This is a genomic window from Streptomyces xylophagus, from assembly GCF_000716435.1.
In the GTDB taxonomy this organism is placed as follows: domain Bacteria; phylum Actinomycetota; class Actinomycetes; order Streptomycetales; family Streptomycetaceae; genus Streptomyces; species Streptomyces xylophagus.
The window spans coordinates 1-902 of the sequence record NZ_JNWO01000098.1 but is presented as its reverse complement, the minus strand read 5'-3'; the positions used below and the strand labels follow the sequence as shown (position 1 = coordinate 902).

2 protein-coding genes are annotated in these 902 nt (G+C 60.5%); both read right to left on the bottom strand.

Annotated elements, in window-relative coordinates:
• Positions 1 to 166: 166 nt before the first annotated feature.
• Positions 167 to 706: a phage GP46 family protein gene (locus tag OO70_RS50445; protein ID WP_050513931.1), complete on the bottom strand. Its 540-nt coding sequence runs from the start codon at positions 704 to 706 to the stop codon at positions 167 to 169.
• 7 nt (positions 707 to 713) lie between these two features.
• Positions 714 to 902 (bottom strand): hypothetical protein (locus OO70_RS50440; RefSeq protein WP_043688281.1); only part of this gene is annotated, 189 nt, incomplete at its 5' end.

Sequence of the window (902 nt, the reverse complement as noted above, 5' to 3'; positions counted from 1 at the left end):
ATCCATTTGAGGCGGCCGAACACTTCCCACACCGCGCCGCCGATTACCTTGGCGCTGACGTAGATGTTGTTCGGCCAGATGAAGGCGTCAGTGCCGGGCGTCTCCGCCCTGAACGCGTTGCGAGCGCGCACCACCATCGCCTTGATGTCGGGCATGTAGAATGCCATTACGGAAACTCCTGCCGCCAGATGCGGTCGAACTTCTGGTCGTAGATGAGCTGGCCGCTTTGGCTGTAGGCTTTCACGTCCAAGACGAGATGGCCGGGCACGACATCGACAGTCGCGCTACAGACGAACTTCGCAACAGCCCCTTGGTCGATCAGCGGTTGCAACGCTTCGTAAGCGTAGTCCTCTGCCTTCCTGGCCGTTTCGGTGTTGAGCGGCGAGCGGTACAGCAACCAGAGGCGCGAACCGAGCTTCGTTTCGTTCTCGTCGAGATCAATGTTGTCGCCCCACCAGCCCTTCGGATCGGTGCCCGAGGGGAGCTGGTCGTAGACTTCGGCTCGACGCCAGGTGAAAAGGGAAATCAGGATCGCCGTGTTGAGCGCATGATCGGCAGCCAGCCCGTAGGCATTGAGCGGGGCGTTCGGCCCTGCCAGCTTCCAGTCCGCGTACCACGTACTGAGATCGTCTGAGTTCCAATAGGTGTCCCACAGAAGGAACGGCTGATCGCCGTAGCCCTCTGTTTCTCTCATGCGGATGTCCATGTGTGGCCTATCCGATCTTGGCGTACACGTTGATCGACGGGCCGCTCTCGGTCATGACCTTTGCGTACGAGCCATCCGAGCCGTCGCCGCCGAGGAAGACCTTCTGGCCGTCACCAGGCTTGACCGTGATCTTGTTGTCCTGGGAGCGAATCTCCACCGTGCCGGTCTTCGCATTGACGGACAGACCGTCCTTGCC